The following is a 26,487-nucleotide window of genomic DNA, read 5'->3' on the forward strand; positions in this document are numbered from 1 at the left end:
TTTGAAAAAGATCGTACCTGCAACGTTCAATGCTGTTGTATGAGCGCAGCTTTCTGATAAGTGCATTTATTTAGCAGTTGAAATTGAATAAGACCCTTTTTGAACTACCATGCGGAGGTTACTATTCCTATGTTGACGATAACTGTCAGGGAGCCCGGAAACTTTCTTATTCAGTCGGCTGACTGAAATACTTGCAGACACTTATGAGAGCTGCTGTGAGAGCTGTGTTGCTTCGATGAAGCAATTAATTTTATTTACCACCTAACTCAAAATAACCATTCTGCTGCTGCGGATAACATACCGCATTTGCCGCTATTTCCTATCTGTCACAGGTTTCAATTACTTTTTTACACCCAAAAGAAAGACTATGTCAAGAGTATTATGCCCATTACATCCGTCTCAGTACGATGTATACAAGGATCAGTTGATTAATACAGATAGTACTTATTATAACATTGGTGGTTATACGAAAATAACCGGATGTCTTGATGTTGAAAAATTCACTGCTGTTGTTTGTTCTTTACCCGAAGTATTTGACGCATTCCGTATGCGTTTTGACCCCTCGCTGGAAACCGCTGGTGTATATTTTGCCGATGATTTCCGCAAGGCTGACCTGGCTGTGCTGGATTTTAGCGATAAAGGAGGTAATGCCGCTGTGCAATGGATGGAGATACGTACGAATGAACCTTTTATTATTAATAAGGACACCCTGCTGTTTGAGCAGTACCTCCTCAAAATATCAGGGGAAGAGTACTGGTATTATTTTAAATACCATCACCTGATTACGGATGGTTTCGGTATCTCCGCAAAACATCAGTACATCAGTCGCCGGTATAATGCATTGACAGCTGGTAAGAAAATATCGTTTAACTACCCTTCCTACAGGGAAGAGGCTATCAATGCAGATACTTATTATCACAGTGACGCCTATCAAAAGGATGCTACCTACTGGAAAAAGAAGATTGCAGCTGTTCCCCGGAAATTATTTCAACCGCGATATCAGCAACCTGCAGTAACCGGCAATAAAAGCGGGACAGTGATTACAGATCCCGATGCCGGTATAATGGCGGTGTTGGATGCCCTGCTCGCGCAAACCGGCTGCAGTTTGCAGCAGATCACCATAGCAGCCTTAATGGTTTATTTCGCCCGAACAGCGGGTGCTACGGAATTGCTTGTCGGTACACCGCTGCATAAACGCAGAAACAAACAACTGCGGGGTATTGTAGGGATGTTTACCAGCATCTTACCTTATAAAGGGGGATATAACCCCGAGCGCACTGTCCTGGAAATGATCAAAGAGATTGCTGCTGCACAGCGGGAAGATTACCGCCATCAGCAATATCTGATAGGAGATCTGAGCCGTCATTTTAAAATCAATGCTGCTGATGACCACCTGCTGGAAGTGGTGGTGAATTATGCGGCGCTGGACCTGGGACTAGACCTGGGTGACAAGGTACAGGCATCCACCTATGACATACCGGTGGGTTACGGCAGGTACCCGCTCGAGTTCTGGTGGCGGGACTATGGCAAGCAACAGACATTGCAACTCAGGATAGATTTTGATAGGCAGTACTTTACCACGGATGATATACAACTGCTGACAGAACGTTTGTTCTTTATCTTCCGGCAGTTCAACGATCACCTGAATGGGAAGGTAGGCGATATAGATGTTTTACCGGAAGCGGAACACCGGCTACTGGATGGTTTTAATGCCACCGCCGTATCTTATGAAGATGTCACCCTGGTAGATCTGATAGCTGCACAGGTATTGCGGGCGCCTCAGGCGCCCGCAGTGTTGTTGGAGGACCATATACTGACTTACGGTGAATTGGATAAGCGTACCAATCAATTAGCGCATTACCTACGGACGAAAGGCGTAGGGCCGGATGTGTTAGTGCCGGTCTGCCTGGAACGCTCACTGGATATGATCGTCAGCATAGTAGGTATCCTGAAGGCCGGCGGTGCTTATGTGCCGGTGGACCCTGACTACCCGGCAGAACGTATCCGCTTTATGATAACAGACACGGGAGCAGCACTGTTACTAACGCACCGCAAACATGAAGCGGTGCTTAAAGAGATGGACATATCACCCGAAATACTGTTGATGGATGAATCGGCTGCGGTATTGGACAGTCTGCCGTCAATAGCCGTTGATGCGGACCTTCAGCCACACCACCTGGCTTATGTGATATATACATCAGGGTCCACCGGTAAGCCCAAAGGGGTGATGAATGAGCACCGGGGCATCGTTAACAGGTTACTGTGGAAACAGTCCTACTTTGGCCTGAAGGAAGGAGAAGGGGTGCTGCAAAAAACGACCTTCAGTTTTGACGTGTCTGTATGGGAGCTGTTATGGCCGCTGATCACAGGCGCCCGCCTGGTGCTGGCACGCCCTCACGGACAAAAGGATGCCGATTACCTGAAAGAAGCGATCCGGCGTTATAATATCAGTACGGTCCATTTTGTACCCTCTATGTTGCAGGTATTCCTGGACAGCCTGGGTGATGGAGAAACGTTACCGCTCACCAGGATCATATGCAGTGGCGAAGCCCTGAAACCTCAGCAAGTGCAGGACCTGCAGTTAAAGCTGCCTGATGCAGAGTTGTATAACCTTTACGGCCCCACGGAGGCAGCGATAGACGTTACCTGCTGGCATGCCCCCCGTCACTATAAAAACAACATCGTACCGATAGGTCAACCGGTATCAAATACACAGATACTCATACTCAACAGTGAGGGAGCGCTGCTGCCGGTGGGCGTTGCAGGCGAACTGCATATCGGTGGCGTCCAGGTGGCACGAGGCTACCTGAACCGCCCGGAACTCACGGAAGAAAGATTTATTAACGGACCTGGTGGCCGGCTGTACAAAACCGGCGACCTGGCGCGCTGGCTCCCTGACGGCAACGTCGAGTACCTGGGCCGTATAGACGACCAGGTGAAGATCCGTGGTTTCCGTGTGGAGCTGGGCGAGATTGAAAACACACTGCTGCTGTATCCGGATATCCGCCAGGCGGCCGTAGTGGTCAACGAAGACCGACAGGGCAATAAACGTATCATCGCGTACATAGTGCCGCTAACTCAGGTTGACAAGGACGCTTTGACAGCTTTCCTCAAAAACCTGCTGCCGGAATACATGGTACCGGTATTGTTTGTGGAAATAACGGAGATCCCGCTGACTGTCAATGGTAAAGCAGACAGAAAAGCCCTCCCGGACCCGCATATCGAAGCGCTGCAAATCAATGATTATGTAGCGCCACGGAATGACGTGGAAACAACACTGGCAAGCATCTGGCAGGAACTGCTGGGCATACAACGGGTGGGTATATACGATAATTTCTTCGAATTAGGTGGTGACTCCATCAATACGTTGCAGATCGTCAGCCGGCTGAAACGCCTTGGTTATGAGCTGCAGCCCAAAGATATATTTGCGGCCCAGCATATTTCAGCGCTGGCCGCCATTGTAGGTAGCCGCCGCCAGCAGGCATCGACTGCTGAACAGGGCCTGCTTACCGGTGAAAGCGGATTGTTGCCCGTTCAACAATGGTATCACGAACTGTCTGGTAACGGCGCTGCCCCTTTATATCAATATGTGATTGTAAAGGTGGACAAGCACCTCACCGCAGCGGATCTGGGCCTTGCGGTCAAAGGCCTGCTGCTGTGGCACGATGCACTGCGTTTCAGCTATAACAACGGAAAACAGGTTTACGGCACTTATAACGGGGATATCGAAACATTATCCCAGCCGGCCGCGGATGAAAAAGCTATTATGCAGAAGATCGTTGCTTTCTCCCGTAAACTTGCATCCGGCCTGGACATACAAAGAGGTATGCTGCTGAAGGCAGCCTTATGTACTTCCGGGGATAAAGGCAGCAACCATCTGCTGCTGGTGGTCCATCACCTGGCTGTAGATGGCGTTTCATGGCGCATCCTGCTGGAAGACCTGAAATTACTGCTGCAACATGCAGATATTCCCGGTACTAAAACAGCTTCTTATCGCCAGTGGTATCAAACACTGGAGCATTACAGCACCCGGCCTGCACTCCTGGAGCAACGAACCTGGTGGGAACAGGTGATACAACAGTACCATCCTTTACCGGCGGATGATAACTACACAGGGGAGATAACGGTGAAGGATATGGCTACCGTAACAAGCTCGCTCGATATTAGTCGTACCCGTCAGTTTCTACAGGAAGCACCAAAAGCTTATCACACCAATAGTAATGATATCCTGCTTTGCGCACTGCTGCTAACGCTGCAGGAGTGGCGTGGCATCGACAAGGTGGTAATCGGCCTGGAAGGCCACGGCCGGGAAGACGGGATCGGGGAACTGGATATCAGCCGCACCGTAGGCTGGTTCACCAGCATTGCCCCGGTAGCATTATCATTGCCCGCAGGAAAGCAGGCGGCGGATGTATTGAAAGAAGTGAAAGAACAGCTGCGCAGAACGCCTGACAAAGGATTGGGTTACGGTGTACTGCGTTACATGAACCAGGAACCCTCCCTGCAGCAGGAGACGCAATGGGATATCCTCTTTAACTATCTTGGTCAACTTGATAATGAAGTAATATTTGGTGCTCATGCCGGTGATGGACTCATGGTGAAGGAAAAGCTTGCCCTGAACAGCGTCGTGATGGAAGGAGTGCTGCAAATGCAATGGCAATATAGCTCCCGCCATTATAAAGAAGATAGTATTACATCCCTTGCGGAGATCTTCCTGTCGAAATTATCCGGCCTGATTGCCCATTGTGTGGAGCAGGCGGCAGCGGAATCTGTATTCACGCCTGCTGATTACGGGCTGGAAGCGGTGATGACCAACGAAGAGCTGGACCGTTTCCTGGATGCACCGGTTAATGGCGGCTTGAGAAGGTCACAGCTGACAGACCTGTACCGGCTGAGCAGCCTGCAGGAAGGGATGCTGTTTCATAGTCTCTACCACGAGCAGGGCGGAGCTTATATCGATCAGTTCATAGTCGCCGTTTCCCGGGTGGATATCTCATTGTTCCGTCAGAGTTGGGAAGCGCTCCTCCGCCACCATACGATATTCCGGACTGCGTTCTATCACGATGTGTGCAGTGTGCCGGTGCAGGCGGTGTATAAAACATCTGTACTGGCATTCATCCAGCTCGATTATCGTAAAACAGCCGACCGGGAGCAGGCGATACAACAATACATCGAAAACGACCGCCGACAGGGATTCGATTTCAGCGAAGCGCCCCTGATGCGTATCACGCTGATACAGGTGGACGATAACGCTTACCGCCTGATATGGACATTTCATCATATCCTGTTGGATGGTTGGTCCGTGCCGGTTTTGCTGGAAGAGTTACTGCAAACTTATGCGTCGCTGACGGCAGGCGAGACCATCGATATAAAAAGGGAAGACCGGTATGCCGAATACATTCATTATCTCCGGCACCGGGATACCGGGGCGGAAGAGAAATACTGGAAAGCATATTTGCAGGGGCTGTCTTCCCCGGGATTACTGCCTTTTATATCCGGAACGGTTAACCGTACCCGTAGCACCGGGCAATACCAGCGGCTTACCTTTGAAGCGGATACGGCATTACTGGCGCAGATCACGCGCTACGCGCAACAACATCGTGTTACGCTGAATTCGCTGATACAGGGCGTGTGGGCGTACCTGTTGTACCGGTATACCGGAAGCGAACAGGTTGTTTATGGCGTTACCGTCTCTGGCAGGCCGGAAGGATTGCCGGATATAGAAAAGCGTGCCGGGCTGTTCATCAACACATTACCATTATATACCACTGTTAATAATAATATACCTATTGGCGAATGGCTACGGGAGCTACAGGAAAGCCAGTTGCAGAGCCGTCGCTACCAGCACGTTGAGCTAAGTGATGTACAACGTTGGACAGGCATTGGCAGCGAATTGTTTGACACCCTGCTGGTGTTTGAAAATTACCCGGTGAACAGGGTGCTGACTTCGCATCACTGGCCATTACAGATGGATAACCTGGAGATGAAAGAGCAATCCAACTATCCGTTGACCATTGTGGTGATGGCAGCCGATACCCTGCAGGTACAGTTCAGTTATAATGAAACTTTGTTGGATGGCGCCTATGTACAGACGATCGCAAGACATACTGAACAGGTACTGCGGCAGATTGTTCTTCCCAATACCGCCACACTGCAGGACGTTGACCTGATCACTGCTGCGGAGCGGACAACGTTACTGGAAGATTTTAATGCAACGGCTGCATCCTATCCGGATGTAACGATGGTAGACCTCATATCCGCACAGGCTTCGCGCAGGCCGGATGCGCCGGCAGTGCTGTTTGAAGAAGAGGTGCTGACATACGGTGAACTGGATAGCCGTACCAACCAGCTGGCGCATTACCTGCGGACGAAAGGCGTAGGGCCGGACGTGTTGGTGCCCGTTTGCCTGGAACGCTCATTGGATATGATCATTGCCATAGTGGGCATCCTGAAGGCCGGCGGCGCCTATGTGCCGGTGGACCCCGATTACCCGGCAGAACGTATCCGGTTTACGATAGAAGATACAGGCGCCCGGTTCCTGGTAACACACCGTAAGCATGAAGCCTTGTTTACCGATATGGACATCTCACCGGAGATTTTGTCGTTGGATGAATCGGGAGAACTGCTGAACAGTTTTTCTTCAACCGCTGTGGAATCTGGCCTGCGGAGCCAACACCTGGCCTATGTGATATATACCTCCGGCTCCACCGGCAAGCCCAAAGGCGTGATGATAGAGCATAGAAATGTGGTGAGGCTGTTTGAGACAGATACCCCGCTATATGATTTTAATGAAGACGATGTATGGACGATGTTCCATTCTTTCTGCTTCGACTTTTCCGTATGGGAAATGTATGGTGCATTGTTCTACGGCGGAAAGGTCGTGATAGTGCCGAAGCATATCGCGCAGGACACCGCCGCTTTCGGTGAACTGATAAAGGCCCGGGGCGTGACCATCCTGAACCAGACGCCATCTGCCTTCTATGTGTTGCAGGATTACCTGGTGCCGAATACGGATATAATACCGGTCCGTTATGTGATCTTCGGTGGTGAAGCGCTCAACCCGGCAAAGGTAAAACCGTGGATGCAGCAATATGGCTCATGCAGGTTGATTAACATGTACGGCATCACAGAAACGACTGTGCATGTTACCTATAAAGAACTTTTCCTGGACCAGCTGAACAGCAGCAGTGTGATAGGTAAGCCTATTCCAACGCTGAGCCTTTACATACTGGATGCCGACGGACATTTATTGCCACTGGGCGTAGCAGGCGAAATGTACGTGGGTGGCGCGGGGTTGGCGCGGGGGTATCTCAACCGTCCTGAGCTTACTGCTGCTAAATTCATTGCCCATCCGTTCCGGCAGGGCGAGAGACTGTACCGCACGGGAGACCTTGGCCGCTGGCTGCCTGACGGTACGCTGGAATACCTTGGCCGTATAGATGACCAGGTGAAGATCCGCGGCTTCCGCATAGAGCTGGGAGAGATTGAAAATGTACTGCAGCAATGCAACCTGGTGAACCAGGCCGTGGTGCTGGCAATTTCAGACGGAGCAGATATGAAGCGGCTGGTGGGTTATATAGTGCCGCAGGGCGCTTTCGATAAAGAAGGCATCCTGGACTGGCTGAAAGCGAGGCTGCCGGAATATATGGTGCCACGATTACTGATCGAATTACCGGAGATCCCGCTGACCGTGAATGGAAAGGTGGACCGTAAAGCACTGTCCGGACCCGCCGCACTGCTGCCCGAACAAGCTTATGTTGCTCCGCGGAATACCACCGAAGCCAAACTGGCCGCTATATGGGAACGCCTGCTGAATGTACCACGGATAGGCATATACGATGATTTCTTTGCCGCCGGCGGACATTCGCTGCTCTCTATGAGACTGGTGGCAGCCTTGCGGAAAGAACTGCAGGTAACATTGTCCGTAAATACCATCTTCAGGTATCCCACAGTGGTGCAGCTGGCTGCTTATGTCCGGGAGCAGGCGCAGCCCGGCGATATTACGGTTGTCCGCACCTTACCACGCCCGGAACGTATCCCGCTTTCGTATAACCAGCAGCGTTTGTGGTTCATTCATCAGTTGGAAGGCAGCGTGCATTATCATATATCCGGTGTATTAATACTCGATGGCGCACTTAACAAAGCTGCATTGCAGGCCGCATTACAGGCTATCGTCAACCGGCACGAGGTGTTGCGTACTGTCGTGGAAGAGGCCGATGGGAATGACTATCAGCGTGTATTGGACAAGGATGTCTGGCAGTGGCAGGAAACAGATCATGCATTGCCGGCAGCGGAGATCAAAACGCTGATCGATCAGCCGTTTGATCTGAAGAAAGACCATATGGCGAGGGTGCATCTGATCCGCCACCACGATACCCGCCATACCTTGGTGCTCACTATTCATCATATCGCAGGCGATGGCTGGTCAACAGGCATCCTCATAAGAGAGCTGCAGGAATTGTATAATGCCTATGCCACCGGCACCAGCATACAACTTCCTCCCATTGAATTACAATATGCGGATTATACACTTTGGCAGCAGGAATACCTGTCAGCGGATGCTATTCAACAACAATTGGGCTATTGGAAAGATCAGTTGACCGGTACTGCGTCGCTGGATCTCCCGACAGATCATGTAAGGCCTGTCGTACAGAGTACGCGTGGCGCTACCCGCGTTTTCCAGCTGGACAAAACGCTGTATACCGATTTGCAAACGCTGGCCCGCCGGGAGGGCGTAACGCTGTATATGCTGCTGCTGGCTGCTTTCAAGGTGTTGTTGCACCGCTACGCCCGCCAGGAAGACATCTGCGTGGGTACACCGGTGGCCGGAAGAACGGTGGCGGAGACGGAACCCATCATCGGTTTCTTTACCAACACGCTCGCGCTGCGTACCAGTCTTCGTCCGGATCTTCCTTTTGCTGTATATCTGCAACAGGTGAAGCAGACCACGCTGAACGCCTACGATAACCAGGATGTTTCCTTTGAAAAAGTAGTGGAAGCGCTCGGGCTGGAAAGGGACCTGGCCCGTCATCCGTTATTCCAGGTGCTGTTCACGCTGGAAAACACACCGGAGCTGAATGCGCTCCGGCTGGAAGGTTTGCAGGTTACAGGCGCTGAAGTAGAAACCCATACCGCCAAGTTCGATCTTACTTTCTCTGTCCGCGAAGCGCAGCAGGGATTGAAACTGGCAGTGGAATATTGCACTGATCTTTTCGAAGCGGCGACCATTGAACGGATGGCCGGTCATTTCCGGCAGCTGTTGCACGCGGTGGTGGCTACGCCGTCTGCTACAATAGGAGCACTGCCGATGCTGGAGGAGGCAGAGAAGCAACAGCTGTTGTTTGACTTCAATGCCACCGCTGCCGATTACCCTTCTGCCGCTACTATACCGGACCTTTTCAGGCAGCAGGTTGCTCTTCGCCCGGCGGCGACGGCAATAGTGTTTGGAGATACCACGCTTACCTACGCTGCGCTGGATGAACGTTCCGATAGGCTGGCGGGCTATCTCCGGGACAAGCACATTGTCACCGAAACACTGGTGCCTGTATGTATGCACCGTTCTCCGGACATGATGGTGGCACTGCTGGCGATCCTGAAGGCCGGCGGCGCTTATGCGCCCATAGATCCCAACTATCCGAACGATCGTATCCGCTATATACTGTCGGACCTGGGAGGACCGGTGCTGATCACCGTCAGTGATCAAAGCGGCCGGCTGGCATCGCTGCAGCCTGATCAGGAGATAGTGTGCATTGACGCCCTGGCGGATGTTCCGGCATCCATGGACCTCGCAACCGTAGAGCTACATGCAGATAACCTGGCGTATGTGATGTATACTTCCGGGTCTACCGGCCGCCCGAAGGGAGTGCTGGTAGAGCATCATAATATAACCAGCCTGGTATGTAATCCCGGCTATATTTCACATACACCCGCAGACGCTATCCTGTCAGCCGGGTCTGTGTCTTTTGATGCGACGACCTTTGAATACTGGGGTATGTTGCTCAACGGCGGCCGCCTTGTACTGAGCCGGGAGCATGAGCTGCTGGATGTGGCTATGTTGAAGGAAGAGCTGCAAAGCAAAGGGGTCACGCAGATGTTCTTTACGACCAGTTGGTTCAATCAACTGGTGGATACGGATATTACCGTTTTTTCGGGCCTGGAAGTAGTGCTGGTAGGAGGAGAGAAGCTGTCGGAAAAACATGTGGAGAAACTACTGGCCGCATACCCATCGATAGGGGTGGGCAATGGCTATGGCCCGACAGAGAACACCACCTTCTCTCTGAGTTACCGTATCGACCCAAATGATCTGCGGGCGATTATACCGATAGGTGTACCGCTGTCAAACAGAACGGCGTATATCCTGGACCGTTCGATGCAGCCGGTGCCGTTAGGCGTAACCGGGGAGTTGTATGTGGGTGGCGCCGGGGTGGCGCGTGGTTACCTCAACGATCCGGAGCTGACCTCGGACCGTTTCCTGGCATCTCCATTTGTGGCTGGAGAACGTATTTACCGGACCGGCGATCTTGCCCGCCGGGAAGCAGATGGTCTCGTCACCTACATGGGCCGCACCGACGATCAGGTGAAGATCCGCGGCTACCGCATAGAACCCGGGGAAATAGAGAATGTGCTGCAGGAGCTCCCAGGTGTAAAACAGGCATTGATAACCGTACGTACCCATGCCGGAGGCGGAAAACAGTTAGTAGCTTACGTCGTGCCGGCTGAAGATTATAGCCAGGAATATATCCGGTCTACCCTCAAACAGCGGCTTCCGGATTATATGATTCCCTCTTTTATCGTTGAGCTGGACGCATTCCCGCTTACAGCCAACGGAAAATTGGATAGAGGCGCATTACCATCCCCTGATCCGGGCACAGGGGGCCAACGGGCGTACACAGCGCCCTCTGGTCCGCTGGAAACCCTGCTGGTAGACATCTGGGAGGAATTGCTGGGGGTGGGCCATATAGGCGTTCACGATAATTTCTTTGAGCTGGGAGGTCATTCCTTGCTGGCCATGCGTGAGGTTGCGGTGTTGCGCAACCGCCTGCAGGTGGAGCTTTCCATCAGATCATTATTCCAGCATCCGACTATAGCGGAGCTGGCATCCTTTATAAGCGGGCTGACACAGAAAGACCGGTTGCCTGCCATTGCGGCTGGAGAGCGCCCGGACCGCATACCGCTTTCGTATAGCCAGGAACGTTTGTGGTTCATCGACAAACTCAGTGGAAGCACACAGTTCCATATGCAGGCGATACTGGAGCTGAAAGGAGAACTTGATATAGCTGCCCTGGAACAGGCGCTCAACGCTATCGTAGACCGGCACGAAGTATTACGCACCGTAATGACCGAGGAAAACGGGATCGCTTTCCAGCAGGTCCTGCCTGCCGGCAACTGGCTACTGAACCGTATTGATGGACCGTTGAGCAGCACGGCCATCCACGACATCATCAAACATCCTTTTGATCTGGCGGCAGATCATATGTTACGGGCACATCTTATCCGTATGGCGGAAGATACGCACACACTGGTGCTAACCCTGCATCATATTGCGGCCGACGGCTGGTCGGTAAGTGTTATTGTGAAAGAACTGGTTGCCTGGTATAATTACTACACCACCGGTACACCTGCACAACTTCCGGATATATCCGTACAATACGCCGATTACGCATTGTGGCAAAGAAAATATCTCACCGGAAAAATGCTGGAAGAGAAAGCAGCATACTGGAAGCAGGAACTGGCCGGAGTAGCGGTATTGGAATTGCCCACTGATTATCCCCGTCCTGCAGAACAAAGCACCCGCGGAAGGATACATCAGTTCCGCCTGGACAGGCCTTTGCTGGAGGATTTGAAGTCACTTTCCCTGAATGAGGGCAGTACTTTGTTTATGACGCTGCTGACTGCCTTTAAGGTGTTGCTCTATCGCTACAGCGGGGAAACGGACATCTGCGTAGGTACTCCTGTCGCCGGCAGGACCCACCAGGAAACAGAAAACCTGATAGGCTTCTTCATTAATACCCTTGCCCTCAGGAGTAACCTGTCAGGCGATCCGTCGTTTGTATCCCTGCTGCAACAGGTGAAAAGAACCACCCTGAATGCCTGGGAGCACCAGGAAATACCCTTTGAGAAAGTAGTGGATGCGCTGGCGGTTGCCCGCAATATGAGCCATAGCCCTGTATTTCAGGTGATGTTTGTATTACAGAATACGCCTGATGTGCCTGAAATACAGTTAGGAGCGCTGAAATTAAAAGAGCAGCCTGTGGAGAGGACAACTTCCCAGTATGATCTGACTTTATCCGTTAACGAAGAGGCAACAGGGCTGTCTGTCAGCCTGGAATATTGCACAGATCTGTTCCACCCTGATACGATCCGCCGTATGGCGGCACACCTGGAAGTTTTACTCGAAGCGATCGTGCAGGACCCGCATGCGAATATCAGCGCGCTGAATATATTGCCTCCCGAAGAAGAAAAAATGCTGCGCTGGCAGTTCAATGATACGGAAGCAGGCTATCCGCTTCATCAGAATATCATTGATACGTTTGAGCAACAGGTGTCACGCACGCCTGAGGCGGTGGCGCTGGTGTATGAGTCGCAGCTGCTGACCTACAGGGAACTGGATGAACGTTCGTTGGCGCTTGCGCGTTATTTGTGCAGCAAGGGCGTACAGCCTGAAACGTTAGTGCCAATCTGCATAGAGCGCTCTCCGGAAATGATCATCGGTATATTAGGTATACTCAAGGCAGGAGCCGCTTACGTGCCTGTTGATCCGGAACACCCGGATGAACGCATCCGTTATATACTGAAAGATACCGCTGCCGGTATCGCCGTTAGCAGCAGCGCCTGCCGGCATCGTTTCCCGGAGACCATGGAGGTAATATGCCTGGATGGAGATATCCGGCAAACGGCGGCGACAGCAGCTATTACCTTGCCGCTGTTTGGTTCGGGGCAACTGGCTTATGTGATCTACACTTCAGGTTCAACCGGCAGACCCAAAGGCGTGCTGGTAGAACACCGGGGAATTGTAAACCTGGCATATTCGCAGCGGGATGTGCTGAACATCAGGACAGGTACGCCTGTGCTGCAGTTTGCATCCTTCGGCTTCGATGGCAGCTGCTACGAGATATTCAATACGTTATTGAATGGCGGTATACTGGTACTGCCGAAAAAAGACGACCTTTTATCCGCGGAAAGCTTTACAGCCCTGATACACAGGCATCACGTGGCGGTGGCCGCTTTACCTCCTTCCTACCTGCATATTATCAGGGACATGCTTGGTCCCCTGAAGACAATTATCTCGGTGGGAGAAGCATTCAATAAGGAAGACGGTCTGTATATCGGTGCTAAAGGTATCCGTATGCTGAACGGTTACGGCCCTACGGAGAACACGGTTACCGTGACCATAGCACGGCAGCCGGTTATAGACGGCCGGGTAGTCATTGGTAAGCCAATTCACAATGTACAGGTACATATCCTGGACGGGAACGGAAGCTTGTGCCCGGTGGGTATACCCGGTGAGATCTGTGTCAGTGGCGCCGCATTGGCCAGAGGTTATCTGAACCGGCCGGACCTGACAAGGGAAAAATTTACTAAAAACCACTATAACACAAGATTCAGTGGCCGGATGTATAAAACCGGTGATCTTGGGAGATGGCTGGCAGATGGAAATATCGAATACGCCGGAAGGAAGGATGACCAGGTAAAAGTACGCGGATTCAGGATTGAGCTGGGAGAAATAGAAACCGTTTTGCAGGAGAGCGAATGGGTGGAACAGGCAGCTGTAGCGGTGAAGACGGATGAATTCAATAACAAACGCCTGGTAGCCTACGTGGTGCCCCGTACCGCCTTTGACCGTGAAGCTATCCTTACGCATCTGAAGGCAAGGCTGCCGGAATATATGGTGCCGGGCATACTGCAGCAACTGGAGAAACTGCCGGTCACCGTCAACGGGAAGGTCGACCGTAAAATGCTCCCGGACCCGGACGCTAACGAGCTTTCCCATAATACCTATACTGCGCCCCGCAATGAAACGGAGGCCATGCTGGCAGGCATCTGGCAGGATCTGCTGGGCATATCACAGGTAGGTATACACGATAATTTCTTTGAGCTTGGCGGTGATTCAATTATCACTATCCAGGTAGTCAGCAGGGCTAAGCGCGCCGGTTATATACTGCAGCCACGGGACCTTTTCCGCAGCCAGACAATAGCTGCATTGAGTGAGCTTTTACAGGAGAATGCCCAACAACAGATTACTGCCGAACAGGGACAACTGACCGGGGCCGCCGGATTGTTACCGGTACAACAATGGTATTTTGATACCAACGGACAAAGCGGTGCGCATTTTAACCAGCATTTACTGCTGGAAGTATCAAAAGACATTTCCGTTCAAAAACTGGATAAAGCCATACAGCAGCTGGCCGTCTACCACGATGCCCTCCGGTTTAGGTATACAGATCATGCCGGCGGCATACAGCAGATTTACGGAAATCATATCGCCGGACTGGAAACGGTGGACATCTCGGATTCCCCGGACAGTGAACTGGCCACAAGGATTAATACCCTGGGCGATAAGTACCAACGCAGTCTTGATCCCGGGGTAGGAGTGCTGTTCCGTGCCTTGCTGTTACTGACAGCACCCGGAACAGAAAACAACAGGTTGTTGCTACTGGTCCATCACCTGGCGGTGGATGGCGTTTCCTGGCGTATCCTGCTGGAAGATCTTTCGTTATTGCTGAATAGTGATGTTCATGTTTCCCCCGAAATCACACTGGGCCCCAAAACAAGTTCCTACCGGCAGTGGTATGATGCCCTGGTAGATTATGGACAGTCGCCGCAATTACAGCGTCAGCGGCAGCATTGGGAGGAGCTCACGCAATTCCATACACCGCTCAGGGTTGACAGGGAGGTAGAAGGGCCTGTGACAATGAAAGATACCAACACCTGCGAAATTCGCCTGGATACTACGCAAACGAGGTATTTGCTGCAGGAAGTGTCGCGTGCCTATCATACAGATATCAACGATATCCTGCTGGCCGCACTCGCCGCCGCTGTATGTGACTGGAACAAGAGCCGCAGCGTTGTCATCGGACTGGAAGGTCATGGACGTGAAGATATTCTTCCGGGTATTGATACCAGTCGTACCGTGGGTTGGTTCACCAGTATGTATCCCGTGCTGTTACAGCCTGACAGTACCACAGATGTTGCTTCCCTGGTAAAATCAGTGAAGGAGCAGTTGCGTAAAGTGGAAGATAACGGTGTCGGATATATGGTGCTGAAATATATCGACCTGGCAGACAATCTGCAGGGAAAAGACCCATGGGAGATCGGATTTAATTACCTGGGGCAATCGGACAACCTGGTGCAGGAATCCGGATACCTCAGGCTGGCGAAAGAAGCTGCCGGTAATGCGGTAGGAGAAGCGTTTATTCTTCACGATAAAATATTTATCAATGGCGCCGTGCAGAATGGAGAACTCATACTGCACTGGGGGTACAGCAGTCTGCATTATGATAAGGCAACGATCGCCGCACTGGCAGACGCCTATCTCGTCATCCTTAAATCTGTTATTCACCATTGTATCGCGCAGACGCCTGTCTATACACCATCTGATTACGGCCTGGAGCACTGGGTGGACTACCGGGAGCTGGACAGTTTCCTGGATGCCGGTTACAACGGTATGCCCAGAAGAAGCCAGGTGGCTGCTTTGTACCGCCTGAGCGGCCTGCAGGAGGGAATGCTTTTCCATAGCTTGTATGATGAGGAGGCGGGAACTTATATAGAGCAGTTTAAATGTACGTTGGAGAATGTAAACGAAGAAGTGTTCCTGCAATGCTGGAATTATCTGCTGCAACATCACACCATCCTGCGCAGCGCTTTTTACTATGACGCCTTTAATGTGCCGGTACAATGCGTGTATCACCAGGTGACGCTGCCGGTAGCGATACATGACGCCGGAACGGCATCGCAGCTGCAGGCCATTGAAGAAGCCGATCTGCGGCAGGGATTCGATCTCGGTATCGCCCCGCTGATGCGGGTAACGCTTGTCCGTCTTGGTGAAGGCCGCTACCGTTTACTATGGACTTCCCATCACCTGTTGCTCGATGGCTGGTCATTCCCCGTGCTGGTACAGGAACTGCTGGAGGTATACGGGTCTCTGCTCAAGGGAGAACAGCCTGTAGTGTTACCTGAAGACAGGTATGAAGATTATATCCGTTTTATTTACCGGCAGGACAAAGCCGCAGAAGAACAATACTGGCGCCACTACCTGCGGCATCAGACGGAAGGCACGTTATTGCCTTTTATCAATGGATCGCAGAGTACTAAGGGAATTGGCATATTCAGGGAGGCCGAAGTAAACCTGGACGCGGCGGTTACTACGGTGTTGTCGCAATATGCACAACAGCACCGTATCACCCCCAATACACTGATGCAGGGAGTGTGGGCGTTCCTGTTATATAAGTACCTTGGCAGCCGGCAGGTGGTGTATGGCATCACGGTGTCCGGCAGGCCGGAATCCTTGCCGGGCATAGAGCAACGGGTAGGCATGTATATCAATACGGTGCCATTGCAGGTGGCCGTCAGCGGAGAGCGGGAGATCAGCGCCTGGCTGCAGGAACTGCAGGCAGACCAGCTGAATAGCAGGGAATACCAGTATGCACCGTTGAATGACGTGCAACGGCTCACCGGTATTACCGGCGATATGTTTGACAGCGCCCTGGCATTCCAGAACTATCCCGTGAGCGATGTGCTGGCATCACAGAACTGGTCGTTACGGATCAGCGAAGTAGCGGCAGACCCGATATCCAATTACCCGCTGACCATCATCGTGACAATGGGTGATAAGACCCGTCTGGCGTTCAACTATAACAGTGATCTGCTCAGTGATGATGATGCATCCCGCATCGCTGCTCATTTTAAACAGGCATTGCTGCAAATCATTCATAAAGCGGCAACACGCCTTGATGACATCAACATATTGACCCCCGAAGAAAAAAGCCAGCTGCTGTATGGCTTCAATGCTACTACAGTGGATTATCCCGCAACTGCCACTATCCCGGACCTTTTCAGGATACAGGCGGCACAACGGCCGGATGACACTGCCGTGGTGTTTGGAGGCGCCTCGCTTACCTATGCTGCGCTGGATGAACGTTCAGACGCCCTGGCGGGTTATCTGCAACGCAAGGGCGTTACCATTGAAACACGTGTACCGGTATGTATGCACCGCTCGCCGGACATGATAGTGGTCCTGCTGGCCATCCTGAAGGCTGGTGGCGCCTATGCGCCGATAGATCCGGACTATCCGGATGACCGGATCAACTATATCCTCTCAGATCTGGGAGGCCCCCTGTTGGTCACCGACCGCCGGAGTAACGGACGGCTCAACGCGCTGCAACCGCAACAGGAAGTACTGTGCATCGATACACTGACAGATTTTTCATCGATATCAGGTGGCCCTGCCGTAGCGGTACGTGCAGATAACCTGGCATACGTGATGTACACATCAGGATCTACCGGCCGCCCGAAAGGGGTGCTGGTGGAGCACCGGAACGTAACCAGCCTGGTATATAACTCCAACTATATCTCATTCGGGCCAACGGATGCAATCCTGTCAGCGGGATCGGTGGCCTTTGACGCTACCACTTTTGAATACTGGGGCATGCTGCTGAACGGCGGACGGCTGGTGCTGAGCCGCGAACACGATCTGCTAGATGTGGCTGTATTGAAAGAAGAACTGCAAAGCAAGGGCGTTAGTAAAATGTTCTTCACCACCAGCTGGTTCAATCAGCTGGTAGATACCGATATTACGGTGTTTGCGGGAATGAAAGTGATACTGACAGGGGGAGAGAAAATGTCGGAAAAACATGTGGAGAAACTACAGACGACTTACCCCGCTATTGCGGTAAGCAATATCTATGGGCCTACAGAGAATACCACCTTCTCCCTGAGCTATCGCATAGATTTGCACGGTCTCCGGGCGGTTACCCCTATAGGAGTACCATTAAACAACAGAACTGCTTATATCCTTGACAGTTCGATGCAACCGGTACCCGTGGGTGTAACGGGTGAACTATATGTGGGAGGGGCCGGCGTGGCGCGGGGGTATCTGAACAATGAAGCGCAGACCGCTGCCAGGTTCCTGGCGGACCCATTCCTCGAAGGAGAACGTATTTACCGGACAGGAGATCTGGCCCGCCGGGAAGCGGATGGCAATATTATTTTCATGGGCCGTGCGGACGATCAGGTGAAGATCCGCGGCTACCGCATAGAACCCGGGGAAATAGAAAGTGTCCTGCTTCAGTGCCCATTGGTAAAACAGGCATTTGTAATGGCTGTTTCAGATGCGGTGCATCAGCACAAGCATCTCGCAGCATACATAGTGCCCCAGCATACCTTCAACAGAACAGGCATCCTGGAATACCTCAAAGAGCGCCTTCCGGATTATATGGTGCCCTCTTTCCTCATAGAGATGAAGTCCCTGCCGTTGAATGCCAACGGGAAAATTGATAAAAAAGCCTTGCCGGCGCCGGAAAAAGAAATACCCGATACTGCTGCTTTCGTAGCGCCACGGAATGCCCTGGAAGAAACACTGACCGGCATCTGGCAGGAATTGCTCAGTGTACCACAGGTAGGGATACACGATAATTTCTTTGAGCTGGGGGGCGATTCCATTATTGTGATACAGATGGTCAGCCGTATACGGCGTGCCGGCTTTGAACTGAAGGTGGGCGACATTTTTGAAAACCAGACGATTGAGAAAATATCCGCGCAGTACTATTTACAGGAGGGAACAGCCACGAACGCCGAACAAGGCACACTAACCAGCAGCAGCGGGTTGTTGCCGATACAGCAATGGTATTTCGAAAATGTTTCGGATACACAGGTACCTTTTAACCAAAGCGTCCTGCTAAATATTGATAAGTCCATTACCGCAACTGCAGTCGATACAGCGATCAAACAACTCCACCGGTATCATGATGCGCTACGTTTCACTTTTAACAGAAACGGGCTTGAATGGGAACAGGTGTACGGGACCTATGAAGGGCAGGTGATGGTAAAGGATTTGCGTCATATTACGCCGGCGCAGCTGCCGGCAGCCATCAGGGATATAAACGGCAGCAGCCAGTACAGCCTTGATATTACAAAAGGTGTATTGTGTAATGCCGTATTTATTCAGACACCTGCTGAAATAGGCGGAAACAGGCTGTTGCTGACAATCCATCATCTCGTAATAGATGGCGTATCCTGGCGTATTCTGTTGGAAGACCTGGCCTTGTTGCTGCAGGGTGGTGATATAGGTGCGAAAAGCAGTTCCTGCAGGGAGTGGTACCAGGCGCTTGCAAATTACAGCGGCAGCAGACGGTTGCTGGACCAGCAGTCCTACTGGACACAAACAGTGAAGAGGAACATACCGTTACGTACTGATAAAACCACCGCTGCGCCGGTTACCATGGCTGATATGAAAGGCCATACGGTCCGCCTGGATGCCCATCGTACCAGGCAGCTGCTACAGGATGTTCCGCAGGCATATCATACGGTGATTAACGACCTGTTGCTGGCAGCGCTGGCACATACACTATCAGGATGGAATAATAACGGCCAGGTAATGATAGGCCTGGAAGGACATGGCCGGGAGCATATCAGCGAGGCGGTAGATACCAGCCGCACGGTGGGTTGGTTTACCAGCCTGTTCCCGGTATTGCTGGAAGTGGCTGACAACAGCACATATGAACAACTGTTGAAAGACGTGAAGGAACAGCTGCGTAAAATAGCGGACAAAGGGCTGGGTTACGGCGTACTGAAATATATCAACAGGCTGGAGCCCTTACAGGAAAAGGATCCCTGGCAGGTGGTGTTCAACTACCTTGGTCAGTCGGATAATATGGTGGAAAGGGATGGCTTCCTGCGTATTGCGGGCGAATCGCTGGACACTGATGCGGGCGGTGATTTACCGGTGCAGCATCTGTTGGCCGTGAATGCGGTGGTGCAAGGCGGAGAGCTGATATTGCAATGGGGATACAGCCGGCATCATTTCGAGGCGGACAGCATTCATCGCCTGGCGGAGAAATATTGCCTGTGCCTGGAAGCATTGATAGATCAATGTTTATCCGTAGAGCATCCTGTGTTTACCCCCGCCGACTACGATCTGGGAGATGTGATCAGCAATGGAGAGCTGGACGGCTTCCTGGATGCGCCTTATCAGGAGGCCACCAGGCGTTTGCACCTGAGCAGCATGAGCAGACTAAGCAGCTTGCAGGAGGGGATGTTGTTCCATAACCTGTTTGATGAAGAGGTGGGCGCTTATATCGACCAGTTCGCCTGTGAGCTGACAGCGGTGCGGCCTGACCTGCTTGAACAAAGCTGGAATGAAGTGCTGCTCCGTCATAGCATTCTGCGTACCGCTTTTTACAGCGAAGCATTCAGCGTACCTGTGCAATGTGTATATAAGCATATACGTATACCGGTAACAGTGATTGACTACCGGCATATGACCGACAGTGAACGGGAAGAAGCAGTAATGGCCTTCAGCGCGGCAGACAGGGCCAGGGGCTTTGACTTTGAAGCACCTCCCTTAATGCGTATTACCTTGCTGCAGCTCAGTGATGAGAAATACAGGCTGCAATGGACTTTCCACCATATCCTGCTGGATGGCTGGTCTATCCCGGTGTTGATGGAGGCATTGCTGCAAACCTATGAAGCGCTGGCAACCGGCAAACAGCCGGTACCTGTGGCAGAGGACCGCTATGAGGATTATATACGTTATCTGTACCGCAGGGACAGGGAGACAGAAGAATTATGGTGGAAGGAGTATTTGCTGGGCTTGCACGAAGGATGTCTGTTGCCGTTTATTGGCACTACGGCAGCAAGGAACAAAGGCGCCGGTGAATACGGGGAGCATATCATCTATATGGAAGGTGCTGCTGCAGAGCGTTTTGCCCATCAGTACCATATCACCCAGAATACATTGATGCAGGGCTTATGGGCCTTCCTGCTGTATCGCTATACCGGTAACCGGCAGGTTGCCTACGGAGTGACGGTATCCGGCCGACCGGCCGACCTGGAAGGAGTAGAGCAGCGGGTAGGGCTTTACATCAACACGCTGCCTCTGCATACTGTTGTAGACGATAGCCGGGAAATTGTTCCCTGGCTGCAGGAACTTCAGGCCAAACAAACACAGGTACGTAATTACCAGTATACGTCCCTGATAGATATACAACAGTGGGCGGGCGTTGCCGGTGACCTCTTTGATACGTTGCTGGTATTCGAAAACTATCCTGTAAATCATCTGCTGGCCGCACAGCCCTGGAAGCTGAAGGCCGGTAATGTGGAGATGAATGAGCAGACCAATTACCCGCTCAGCATCGCCATCTCCACCGGTGAAAAAATAACTGTACGTTTCAGTTATAATGCCTCCCTGCTGGACGAGTCCTATGTAGCTGCCATCGCAGGCCATTTTGCACAGGTATATACGCAAATAGTAACGCAGGAGACCAACCACATAGGTGCATTAAACGGTATTACCCCGTCGGAAAAAATACAACTGACGGAAACGCTCAATGATACAACGAAAGATTACCCGGCACATAGCAACCTGGTAGCGCTGGTACGTGAACAGGCTTCGCGCAGGCCGGATGCCATCGCTGTCATGATGGATGGGCAACGCCTGTCTTATGCCAGTCTGGAAGAACATTCCAACCGATTGGCGCACTACCTGCACGAGCTGGGGGTTACAACGGACACGCTTGTGCCGATATGCATGGAACGTTCACCGGAAATGATCATCTCCATACTGGGTATTATGAAGGCGGGTGGCGCTTATGTACCGATGGATATCGATTACCCGGCTGACAGGATACAATACATCCTGGATGATACCACTGCCGGAATAGTGATAACCGGTAAAAATGGAAAACACGACTTTCCGGGAGGCCTGTCTGTTATTGTTATGGACACCGGCGGGCAAAAGCTCAGCGGATACCCCTCCGGTCCGCTGCCAGACACGGTGGCTTCGCAGGACCTGGCGTATGTTATTTATACTTCAGGGTCTACAGGCCGCCCCAAAGGCGTTATGGTGGAACATGGAGGCATGCTGAATCATCTCTATGCCAAAATCAGCGACTTGCATATTACCGATGCATCGGTGGTAGCGTATACCGCTTCGCCTACTTTCGATATTTCTGTCTGGCAGATGCTGTCGGCCTTACTGGCGGGCGGAACTACTGTTATTTACAGCGAAGAAACGGTACTGCAGCCGGCAACGCTGCTGCGGATGATTGACCGTGATAAGGTAACTATCTGGGAAGTTGTACCATCTTACCTCGGTGCATTGCTTCAGGAGCAAACCACGGCCACATTGCAACAACTGCAATACCTGCTGGTAACCGGGGAGGTGCTTCCAAGGCATATACTGGCACAATGGTTCGAACATCCGCTGTATGGGCATATTCCTGTTGTGAATGCTTACGGCCCTACGGAGGCCTCTGATGATATTTGTCATCATATTATGCACCATACGCCGGAGAGCCTGAATGTGCCACTCGGCAGGCCTTTGCAGAATATGCATATATACATACTGGATGGTCAGAACAGCTTATGCCCCGTAGGTGTGCCGGGAGAAATATGTGTATCGGGGATTTGCGTGGCACGCGGTTATCTCAACCGGGCGTCGCTTACGGCCAGGTCTTTTGTAATGGATCCCTTCCGTCCGGGAATAAGAATGTACCGCACGGGAGATGTTGGCCGCTGGCTGCCCGACGGAACTATTGAATACAGAGGTCGTGCAGATGACCAGGTGAAGGTGAGAGGATATCGCATTGAGCTGGGCGAGATAGAAAATGTATTACAGCAATATCCAGGTATTAAACAGGCTGTGGTACTGGTAAAAGATACGGCTACCGGCAAACAGCTGGTGGGCTACATCGTATGTGACAATGCTTTTGACAGGGACAGTGTTTCCACCTATCTTAAAGCGCAGCTGCCTGCATATATGGTACCTGCTATATGGATAGCGCTTGACGCTTTCCCGCTTACAGCCAATGGTAAAATAGACAAACAGGCATTGCCTGCTCCCGGCGCGTCCTGGCGTGCGGACAGCTACGTGGCGCCTCGCAATGAACGGGAACATCTGCTGGCAGGCATTTGGGGAGCATTGCTGAATATAGAGGCAGTGGGTATCCACGACAACTTCTTTGAGATTGGCGGGCATTCGCTGCTGGCAATGCGCCTGGCAGCTGCCCTGCGGAAATATGAACAGCTGGAGATTCCTGTCAGGAAGATATTCGAGCATCCCACTATTGCGGGACTCTCCGTGTATATGGCCGGACTGACAAGAGAAATATTACCGCCTGTGACCAGGACGCCGGAATATCCGCAGCACCTCCCGCTTTCGTATAGCCAGGAACGGTTGTGGTTCATTGATCAGCTGGAAGGAAGCGTACAGTATCATATGCCTGCCATCCTGCGCATGGAGGGCATATTGGACAGGAGGGCATTATGGAAGGCATTACAGGAGATTGTTAATCGTCATGAAGTGCTGCGCACCGTCATCCGTACTTCGGGCGGGCAGCCTTATCAGCATATTCTTGAAAAAGACGGCTGGGACTGGACAACTATCACCGGCGATGATGACGTGGATGCGCTGATACGTTTACCATTCGACCTGTCGGCAGATTACATGTTCCGCGCCCACCTGCTGCAGGAAGGAGAAGATACACATGTATTGGTATTAACCCTGCATCATATTGCAGCAGACGGTTGGTCCATAAGGGTTATCGTAAATGAATTGACCGCGTTGTACAAGGCATATAGTACGGCAGAAAAAGCATTGCTGCCCGCAATGGAGATCCAGTATGCGGATTACGCCATCTGGCAACGTAACTATCTCTCTGGTAAAGTGCTTGAAAGGAAGCTTGATTACTGGAAGGCTAAATTAACGGGGACTACGCCGCTGCAGCTATCGACAGACTATCCATATCCGGCGGTGTCAACGGGCCGCGGGGCCTCCGGCCATTTTCATCTCAGCAAGGAGATGGCTGATGCGCTGCAAGGATTTTCACAGCAACAGGGGGTTACGCTCTTTATGACGTTACTCGCTGCTTTCAAGGTGTTGTTGTATCATTACAGCGGCCAGGAGGATATATGTGTGGGCACTCCTGTTGCAGACAGAACGCAACTGGAAACTGAAAACCTGATCGGATTTTTTGTGAATACACTGGCGCTTAGAAGCAGCCTGGCGCATAACCCGGCTTTCACAGCGTTCCTCCAGCAAGTCAAACAAACCACTTTGGATGCTTATGAGCATCAGGATGCACCTTTTGAGAAAGTGGTGGAAGTGGCAGTCAAAGAGCATGACAGAAGCCGCAGCCCTCTTTTCCAGGTAATGATGGCATTACAGAATATGCCGGAAACATCCCTGCCGGAGCTGGACCACCTTCGTCTTTTACCCGTGGATGCCGGACAGACGACCTCCCGGTTTGACCTAACCTTCATACTGTCTGTAACAGCACAGGGACTGGAAGGTAATATTGAATACAGCACCGATCTTTTTAACGGGAACACAATCAATCGCATGGCAGCTCATTTTGAGCAATTGTTGGCAGCCATCCTCCGGGCGCCTGCAACACCGGTAGCATTGTTGTCGGTATTGTCTCCCGCTGAAACACATGAGGTAACTGTTGCCTTTAATGACATTCCTGCCAGTTATGTTTTACAGCCTGACCAAACGATCCTGGACCTCTTTGCTGCATATGTAACGAACAATCCGGATGCGCCGGCCGTACTGCATGGCGATAGCCAACTGACCTATAAGGCGCTGGATGAACGGTCTTCTCAACTCGCCCACTACCTGCGTGATAAAGGCGTATCTGCAGAAACTTTGGTGCCGGTGTCCATTAACCGGACACCGGAGATGATCATTGCCGTTATGGGGATTCTGAAGGCAGGCGGGGCTTTTGTGCCGGTTGATCCGGAATATCCGGCGGAGCGTATACAGTATATGTTGTCTGATACACGCGCCGCCTTGCTGATAAGCAACCGCGCCACGGTGCAGCGTTTGCAGGTAGAACAGTTGCCGGATATTATCCTGCTGGATGATGAACGGCGTATCATTGACACTTACCCTGTAATCAGTCCTGGTACGCTCCCTTCTCCTGATCAACTGGCTTACGTGATCTACACGTCCGGTTCCACTGGTCATCCCAAAGGGGTCATGGTTGAGCACGGCGGTGTATACAACCTTGTACAGAGCCAAAGGGATGCACTGTATTTGCGGCCCGGTATGCGGTCGTTGCAGTTTGCTTCCTTCAGCTTTGATGCGGCCTGCTATGAGATCTTCAATACCCTGATGAGCGGCGGAACGCTGGTATTGCCAGAGGAAGAGGACCTGCTGTCTGTGGACCGTTTCGCTTCATTACTGGAACGTCAGCAGGTGGAGCTGGTGACATTGCCGCCTTCCTACCAGCGCATTGTAAAAGATATGCTCGGGCCGGTGAAGACAGTGGTGTCTGCCGGTGAATCCCTGCGAGTGGAAGATGCCCGTCATATGATGAAGAAAGGTATCCGTGTGGTGAATGCCTATGGACCCACAGAGAATACAGTATGTTCTACGCTCACCGGTGACCCGGTAAAGCCTGATAATACGGTCGTAATAGGGAGACCCGTTGCCAATGTGCAGGTATACATTCTTAATGCCTGGGGTGGATTGTGCCCGGTAGGTGTAAAAGGAGAGATATGTGTGGCAGGTCCGGGGCTGGCGCGAGGCTATTTGCATCGTCCGGACCTCACAGCGGCGAGTTTTGTTACAACGCCATCCGGTTATAGGATCTACAAAACAGGCGACGTTGGGAGATGGCTGCCTGACGGTAACATAGAATACCTTGGCAGGGTCGATGACCAGGTGAAGATCCGTGGTTATCGTATTGAGCTGGAAGAAATAGAGAGCGTAATAGAGGAACACCCCGAAGTAAGTCAGGCGGTGGTGCTTGTCCGGCCAGCCGGCCAGCAGGATAAGATGCTGACTGGTTATATTATCCGTAAAGGGAATATTGATCAGGAAGGGTTGTTGTCATGGCTGAGAAACAAATTGCCACAATACATGGTTCCCGCCATGCTGACGTTCCTGGATGAGCTGCCGGTGACACCCAGCGGAAAAATTGACAAGAAAGCCCTTCTGCAGTTGAATCTTGGTATTGCGCGTACGAGGGAATATTGGGCGCCGGCCGGTGAAATAGAACAAACGCTTGCCATGATATGGGAACAGTTGCTCAATATACAACGCATAGGGGTACACGATAATTTCTTCGAGATAGGCGGGCATTCCCTGTTGGCGATGCGTGTCCTCGCAGCGGTACAGGAAACCTATGAGGTAACACTGCCGGTAAGTACATTTTTCCAGCTGCCTACCATCAGTGCGCTGGCGGTACACATCCAGGTAAACCGGCGGGATGTACAGCCGAATGAAGCAGATACCCGGTCTTTCATTTTGTAAAGAATAAAATATTACAC

1 protein-coding gene is annotated in these 26,487 nt (G+C 51.8%); it reads left to right on the plus strand.

What is annotated here, in order from left to right:
• The first annotated feature begins 367 nt into the window (after positions 1–367).
• Positions 368–26,470, plus strand: coding sequence for a non-ribosomal peptide synthetase (locus tag B5D63_RS08950; RefSeq protein WP_078668362.1), 26,103 nt, complete (start codon positions 368–370; stop codon positions 26,468–26,470).
• The last annotated feature ends 17 nt before the right edge of the window (positions 26,471–26,487 follow it).

The organism is Chitinophaga eiseniae (assembly GCF_900167135.1).
GTDB lineage: Bacteria > Bacteroidota > Bacteroidia > Chitinophagales > Chitinophagaceae > Chitinophaga > Chitinophaga eiseniae.